Here is a 7,252-nt window from a genome sequence, read left to right on the forward strand (position 1 = left end):
AGGTGATCACCTCAGCGAATCGATCGCCGTTCGCAGCGCCTCGCCCCGCTTCCGACGAGCCTCCAGCGCCTCATCCATGGTCACGTCCGAGAAGTGCACGACGGTCCCCGGCGCGGCACGCCCGACGGCGTCCATGTCGGCGCTGATGACGGTGCCGACCATGGCGTATCCCCCGGCGGACACCGCATCCCGGTGCAGGATGATGGGCTGTGTGCCTCCCGGGATCTGGATGGACCCGACGGCGTAGCCGGCGTCGACGATGTTGGACGGATCCGATCCAGCACCGAAGGGCTGCTCACGTTCCTTCCACTCCACACCCGGACCCTCGAACCGCATGCCCATCCGGTCTGCCACCGGTGTGAGGCTCCACTCCTCCTCCAGGAGGTTTCGCCGCCCCTTCTCGGTCAGGAGGTGGTCGTAGAGGCCGGTGATGATCCGCACGGTCAGGTCCTTGGGGAACGTCGGGCGCAGTTCCTCGGGGATCTCGGCTCCGACCTCACCCGCACCGGTCCCAGCGATGCTGATGCGGTCGCCGTCGTCCAACTGCCGACCCTCTACCCCGCCGAGCCGTCCGATGGGGTAGGTCGATCGGCTTCCCAGCACCTCGGGGACGTCGACTCCACCGCCGAAGGCGATGTAGAAGCGTGCCCCCTCGGAGATGATGCCGAAGGACAGCACGTCGTCCGTCTCCATCGTGAAGCTGGTCCACTGCGGGACGACGTCGTCGTTGACGCGCACTTCCACACTCGCCCCGGTCACGGCGACGAGGCAGCGCCCGTGCGCCCTGATCTCGGGGCCCATGTAGGTGCACTCCAGGGCGGCCTCGCCGTCGAGGTTCCCGACCAGCGCGTTGCCGAGCTCGTAGGAGTACTGATCGAGCGCCCCGCCCTGTGGGATGCCCAGGTGGTAGTAGCCGGTGCGTCCTCTGTCCTGGACCGTCGTCGCCAGGCCAGGCTGGATGATCTCAACGTCCATCGAGGGCCTCCATGAGTGTCCTGTTGTAGCCTTCACGGTCTTCGACGGCCTGCCCGGAGTCGAACTGCACGGGCACGGTCCGGTATTCGAAGGTGCCGTCCTCCACCTGTTGCCGCAGTCGCCTGTACTCGTCGCCGTCGATGGGTGTGAACTTCACGATGTCGCCGTGGCGGAAGAACAGCATGGACTCCTCGAAGTGGGAGAGTCGCTGTTCGGGGTCGAAGATGGGCCCTGCGGCGATGCCGATCATCTGATAGCCGCCGGCACCCTCGACGGAGTAGATCACCCCGAACGCACCGCCGTGGCCGACGGTCAGCGCCGGGGTTCCCGCGGGTCTGGGGCTGAGGTACTTGGGCACCTCCATCTGCTTGTCGGGATCGGCCAGTTGGAACATGAAGGGCAGGCCGGCGACGAATCCGACCATGGTGACCATCCAGGGCTGTTCGTGGTGGCGTCGGACGAACTCGTCGGCATCGCTGAGCCCATTGATCGCCGCCGCATAGTCGACGTCGGTCCCGCTGGGGTCCTGGTGGTAGCCCTCGCGGTACTTCCGCACCACGGCGTCGGTGTACTCGTCCTGGTACCAGACCGGGATCTCGATGATCCGGGTGTCGAGCGTGGTGGGGCCGCCGGCCTTGGCCTCCTCTTCGAGCTCTTGGACCAGGGAACGCAGGTCGTGCGGATGGATGACGTCGGGATCGCACCGGATCAGCAGGGAGGCGTTGGCGGGGCAGATCTCGACCACACCGTCGACGTCGCGGTCCTGCAGTGCTCGTGCGATGGCCACGGCCCGCATGTTCGCTTCCAGGCTCATCGCTTCGTCGATCTCGACCAGCAGGAACTCGTCTCCGCCGAAGGTGTAGCGGGCGTTGTCAGGAATGGTGATCTGGTTACTCATGACTGCTCCGGTTTCGGCAACACATCAGGCGTCTCCTCGATGAAGTGTGTGTGGTGCGTGACCTCGACCAGTTCCGGCCTGGCTGCGAGGCTTCTGTGCAGGTCCAGCGTGGTGGCCACCCCGTCGACGGTGGTCTCGTCCAAGGCCTGTCGAAGTTCGTCCAGGGCGTCGGCTCGGTCGCTGCCGTGGACGATCAGTTTGGCGATCATGGAGTCGTAGTAGGGCGCGACGTCGGATCCTGATTCGACGGCTGAGTCGACGCGCACCGAGGGACGGTCGGGCCAGGTGAGCCCGGTGATGCGTCCGGGGCTGGGGAAGAAGTTCTGCGTCGGGTCTTCGGCGTTGAGGCGGCACTCGAAGGCGTGTCCTCGGAACTCGACGTCACCTTGGTCCAGCTCCAGGGCCTCGCCGTCGGCGATGCGCAGCTGTTCGGCCACCAGGTCGATGCCGGTGATGACTTCGGTGACCGGGTGTTCGACCTGCAGGCGCGTGTTCATCTCGATGAATGCGGCTTCGCGGCGCTGCGGGTCGTAGAGGAACTCCACCGTGCCGGCACCGGTGTAGCCGCAGGATTCGGCGAGCGCGACGGAGGAGCTGCGCATCTGTTCACGGATGTCGTCGGGCAGCTTCGGTGCTGGGGCCTCTTCCAGCACTTTCTGCGAACGCCGCTGCATGCTGCAGTCACGGTCTCCCAGGTGAATCGCCGTGTTTCCGTCGCCCAGTATCTGCACTTCGACGTGGCGTGCCCGCTCGACGAACCGTTCGATGTAGAACCGGGAGTCGCCGAAGGAGGCTTGGGCTTCCGTGCGCACTTGGTCCAGGGCGCCGTCGAAGTCGGAGGCCTCTCGGACCACACGGATTCCGCGGCCTCCCCCGCCGGCGGCGGCTTTGATCATCAGGGGGAATCCGACCTGTTCCGCGACGTCGTGGGCCTGAGACTTGTCGTCGACGAGCCCGTCGCTTCCGGGCAGGATGGGGACTCCTGCCTCCTCCGCCGCTCGCCTGGCGGCGGCCTTGTCTCCCATGAGGCGTATGGTCTCCGGCAACGGTCCCACCCAGGTGAGGCCGGCATCGATGACGGCCTGTGCGAAGTCGGGGTTCTCGGAGAGGAACCCGTACCCGGGGTGGACCGCATCGGCCTCACTGTCTCGGGCAGATTCGAGGATGGCCTCGATGTTGAGGTAGCTCTTCTGGGCCTGGGCTGGACCGATCACGACGAAGGAGTCGGCCTCGCGAGCTGCGACGCTGTCCTCGTCGGCTTCGGAGCAGGCGAGGACGGTCTCGAGGCCACGCACCTTCGCCGAGCGCAGGATGCGTCGGGCGATCTCGCCACGGTTGGCGATCAGGAGCCGCTTCATCGCACGACTATTTCTCTTCGATGACCGCGACGACGGTGCCGGGGGTGACGGCGTCCCCGTTGGCGACCTCGATGGAGCTGACGGTTCCGGCGACCTGGCTCTTGATTTCGGAGAACTGCTTCATCACTTCGACGAGCCCGATGACCTGTCCGGCTTCGACGTCGTCACCCTCGTTGACGTACGGATCTTCGTCGGGGGCCGGTGCGGCGTAGAACGTGCCGGGGAGCGGGGATATGACTTCAGCCATGATGTGGGGCCTTTCGAACGACGGGGAGGGGGGGTGGGGGCGGTTCTTCCGTTCATCGGTGGGCGTCCAGGACCGATCGGACTGTGGAGGCCACTTCAGGTGAGTTGGAGGCGTCTGAGTGGACGCAGATGCTCTGGAACTCGATCATGACTTCGGCTCCGTCCTCGGAGAGGATGGGGCGTCCGGCGAGGGCGCGGGTGACTCGATCGCGGACGTTCTCGGGGTCTGCGAGCTCGGGTCTGCGGCGGATGAGGAGCTTCCCCTCCGCGGAGTAGTTGAGGTCGACGTAGAGCTCGCTGATGAACGGGACGCCCATCTCTTCGCACACGGTCTGGTGGGCTGTTCCCGCGAGGCCGAAGAACGGAACCTCGTACTGGAAGTTCACTCGGGCCGCCTCACGCATGCGGTCCTCGTCGCCGGCCAGAAGACCGAAGAGGGCACCGTGAGGTTTGATGTGGTGCAGGTCCAGCCCCTCAACCCGGATGAAGGACTGCAGCGCCCCGACCTGATACCGGATGAGGTTCTCCACCTCACCGGGTGCCACATCTATCCGCCGACGTCCGAATCCAGGGATGTCGGGGAATCCGGGGTGGGCACCCATGACGACACCGTGCTCACCAGCCAGGCGCACTGTCTCGGCCATCACCTCGGGATCCCCCGCATGGAACCCGCAGGCCACGTTGATCGCGTCGACGATCTCCATCAGAGTCTCGTCGTTTCCGAACCGATGCAGACCGACACCCTCACCCATGTCGGCGTTGATGAAGGGAGCAGGCAGTGTCATGAGTCAAATGATAGGTCGCAAGCGTCGCCGGTGACAGTGCACGAGGTAGAACCATTGCTGATTCTGCAACTCGAGCCTGCTACATGGTTAGCTGACTAGTTCTTGTCGCGCCGCCAGTGTGCCAGTCGTGTTCGTGATGGTTCTGAATTCTGTGGGGGTGAATCGGTCTATGTGTGAGGTCCCCAGCGCCCGCGGTAGTAGGTTCGCCCGATTTGGATGACCTTGGCGATGTGCAACGGTCCGCGACTGCTCCAGAGGAGGCGGTACAGGACGTTGTTCGACAGCAGCGCTACGAAGCCTTCCGATCCGGTCTTGTCCCCGCTCAAGCCCATCCGGAGCACGGATCCGAGCACGCGATAACAAGTCAAAGCACGCATAGAATTCCGGATTCGGCACGGAAGTCTTTCAACCCAATGCACCACACGGCCAGGAAAATCGACACGCGTGGCGACCACGTTCTGAACACCTTAATGGCCACTCTGACCATTACTCCAGTCGCTCCACTATCGACGATTCGGTGTGAGAAGCTATGGTTGACTTCGCAAAGATTGAGCCTGTCCTCAGAAGTCTCCACTTACGTGATATCAATCACCAGGATTGCTTCGGCGACCCTGCCATGAACACGCGCCGGACCCGCCGTGCTCCTCGCCCCGATGAAAAGGTCACGGTAAACCGGCGGGCCGGGACAGCTTCGTGGCCCCGCTTGGGATTTCCGGACTACCTGTACCAACCCTTCGCCGAGCCGATCCGACCAACTGATCGGCCCAATATCATCTCACTAACGTCAGGAGCTTAATGGCTTCGATACGGTATTCGCTGGACTTGATACTCTGATCAATATCGGTGCGGGACATCGGCTCATACCATGTCATGGGGTCAAGACTGAAGTCTCCAGTGATCCTTTCGACCGTAACACCGGACTCACTAAACTCCGCAACGCAAACCACCTCGTCAATGGCGTCAAACGGCAAAGTCTCGGGCCAAGTTAAAACGCTTCAGACTGCCCTTTTTCGCAGGCCAGCTGAAGTATTATCCAACTAGCCGGAAGGCCCTACGCATTCATGTTGAGGATCCGGTCATGAAACCTCATTCATCATAGCCAGCGTGGACAGGTCCCCCAAATTGAAGACTGCCATAAGCAGCGCCAAAAGGCCGGCATACGGGAAAACTAATCCAAGACCACACAGCGCCAGCACCCCAACCGACAGGGGCTCTAGTTTATAGAGCTTGTCACATCCATTGCGTACCGCTATTTGTTAGTCAACGGGATACCACGTCCTCAGTGAGAGAGGCTCATTCGACCATAGCTCTGGGTGAAGTATTTCCGTACAACTATCCACTTGCTGGAGCGCGCTTCTCTACAATAGCTAGACCTTTGTGCAAACTCTGGTGAACGTATGCGGCCGCGGAACCGGGAAGCATTAGTTCCGGATCTTCGGTTCTAAACCGAGTTGGTCCAGTGTCGGCGAGGCGAACTCCGATAACAGAGTATTCAAAAAGTTTCTCCAAGAGAAATCGAGCTCCATACTTATCGACTAATTCAGGATCTTTAGATTCGAGTAGTTGCGTAAGTTCATCCAATGAATCATATCGATGTACACCCTGTCTCAAGCATTCCAAAAGACGGTTAAAATCCGGGAATACTTTTATATATTCCTGCCGTAGATCATCTACTTTCCATGAACTATATCGCTTTTCAGCATATTGCACGTCTGCTTTCGATATCTCTACAGCATCCAGACCAGCAATATTTATGCACTCATCTAAGAATTGAAGGACCTCTCGAGGACGTAGGAATGTTCTCTTCACAATATAATTAAATGGCGCGATTGAACCTCTCATAGTGCCCTCTTCAAAGAGTTGTCCTACGACAATTCCGTCCGGTAGGCGAGCATCAAGCATCTGTGCCAGCTCCGTCGGGGTCCATTCGATAGGCGTTTGGGTGGGACGGTGCTTATCCTTGTCGTCGAATTGCAACACATCATAGATATCGGAACGTAGGAATACCAAGATACGGAGACCCAGGTCGCCTGTTCGCTTGCTCAACTGACTGTTGATCTCTTTGCTGGCCTTCAACAGACCTACTAAGAGACTCTTCGCCTCTTCTGAGCCATCCCACGAGTCATCCAAACGATCAATCGTGACCATCACACCAATCTCGCATACTGCGTCACCTATGACGGTGAAGATCTGAGATGCCAATGCCGGGGTGAGCGCCTGTTCATTGTTTGGGTCGCTCGACATACCGACACCGAATCCGAATGCAGAAAAATTAAAGGAGTTTAGTCCTTTTAGTATAGATTTTGCGGTATCCGCAATTCCGGGATTTATTGTTCCAAAATTGTCCTCTAGGAATTTCTGCAGCTTGTCTACTGACCTTCTCGTACCGGTTGTCCACGTCAGCTTGAGGGAAGTAACCGCTGTCGCGACCTCGATCGCCAAAGTCAATTTCCAAGCATTGGTGTGGGCTTGTTCCGCCAGCAACCCCTGCTCCTTATAGTCCTTCAGTGCAGACCATGCGTAGTGGTCGGGTGTAATCGAGATAACCACCCGATTCTGACCCGCTTCACGAACGAGTCGCGGAAGCTGACCGAACAGTGCCGATTTACCACTCCCCTTACGTCCCAGGAAGAGTGTGCGTCGGCCCTCCATGGCTCGATCAACGAACGGAGTCCTAACGAAATAGTCGTCTAGGCCGGCGTCCGACTCGGCGTCGATCTCGCCGATGTCCAAATCCCCAAGCCTCAAGTCAGCATCTCTCAGAGCGCTCATAAACAGAGTCCTTCGAAAACCGGTCCGATTTCATGGTCGACACTCGAATCGACCAGTTAGGCATTTCTACCATCGTTTCCGGCGAATGAGAAGTCGCGGTCGGCTTTCATGTCTTGAAACAGCCCATCTCTCTACATTTGCTGCCGAGGATGCGACACTACTTCGTGTGATGTCTCAGGACTTGTGTGACAGTTCTGTGTCAGGACATCGGTGACATT

6 protein-coding genes are annotated in these 7,252 nt (G+C 59.9%); all 6 read right to left on the reverse strand.

The features are described from left to right. Positions 1-6 precede the first annotated feature (6 nt). The 6 genes from N7E59_RS07580 to N7E59_RS07605 all read right to left on the reverse strand — a co-directional run bounded on the left by N7E59_RS07580 (position 7) and on the right by N7E59_RS07605 (position 7,034). Complete coding sequence (locus N7E59_RS07580; protein ID WP_261624312.1) at positions 7-975, reverse strand: 5-oxoprolinase subunit C family protein; 969 nt, start codon at positions 973-975, stop codon at positions 7-9. After that, the gene (locus N7E59_RS07585; RefSeq protein WP_261624313.1) at positions 965-1,873 is read right to left on the reverse strand and encodes a 5-oxoprolinase subunit B family protein; all 909 of its coding nucleotides are present in this window, start codon (positions 1,871-1,873) and stop codon (positions 965-967) included. Before N7E59_RS07585 ends, N7E59_RS07580 begins: the two co-directional genes overlap by 11 nt. After that, positions 1,870-3,231, reverse strand: a complete 1,362-nt coding sequence (locus N7E59_RS07590) for an acetyl-CoA carboxylase biotin carboxylase subunit (RefSeq protein ID WP_261624314.1) — start codon at positions 3,229-3,231, stop codon at positions 1,870-1,872. Before N7E59_RS07590 ends, N7E59_RS07585 begins: the two co-directional genes overlap by 4 nt. Positions 3,232-3,238: 7 nt before the next feature. Further along, entirely contained in the window at positions 3,239-3,478 is a 240-nt protein-coding gene (locus tag N7E59_RS07595) for an acetyl-CoA carboxylase (protein WP_261624315.1), read from the reverse strand. Positions 3,479-3,530: 52 nt separating this feature from the next. After that, entirely contained in the window at positions 3,531-4,262 is a 732-nt protein-coding gene (locus N7E59_RS07600) for a 5-oxoprolinase subunit PxpA (protein ID WP_261624316.1), read from the reverse strand. Positions 4,263-5,594: 1,332 nt separating this feature from the next. After that, positions 5,595-7,034: a P-loop ATPase, Sll1717 family gene (locus N7E59_RS07605; protein ID WP_261624317.1), complete on the reverse strand. Its 1,440-nt coding sequence runs from the start codon at positions 7,032-7,034 to the stop codon at positions 5,595-5,597. Positions 7,035-7,252 lie beyond the last annotated feature (218 nt).

The sequence above is a fragment of the Nesterenkonia marinintestina genome, from assembly GCF_025420485.1.
GTDB classification, from domain to species: domain Bacteria; phylum Actinomycetota; class Actinomycetes; order Actinomycetales; family Micrococcaceae; genus Nesterenkonia; species Nesterenkonia marinintestina.

Excerpts from the sequence above, each read along its gene's own strand:
- N7E59_RS07580 (WP_261624312.1), bottom strand. The coding sequence starts at position 975 with ATGGACGTTGAGATCATCCAGCCTGGCCTGGCGACGACGGTCCAGGAC.
- N7E59_RS07585 (WP_261624313.1), bottom strand. The coding sequence starts at position 1,873 with ATGAGTAACCAGATCACCATTCCTGACAACGCCCGCTACACCTTCGGC.
- N7E59_RS07590 (WP_261624314.1), bottom strand. The coding sequence starts at position 3,231 with ATGAAGCGGCTCCTGATCGCCAACCGTGGCGAGATCGCCCGACGCATC.
- N7E59_RS07595 (WP_261624315.1), bottom strand. The coding sequence starts at position 3,478 with ATGGCTGAAGTCATATCCCCGCTCCCCGGCACGTTCTACGCCGCACCG.
- N7E59_RS07600 (WP_261624316.1), bottom strand. The coding sequence starts at position 4,262 with ATGACACTGCCTGCTCCCTTCATCAACGCCGACATGGGTGAGGGTGTC.
- N7E59_RS07605 (WP_261624317.1), bottom strand. The coding sequence starts at position 7,034 with ATGAGCGCTCTGAGAGATGCTGACTTGAGGCTTGGGGATTTGGACATC.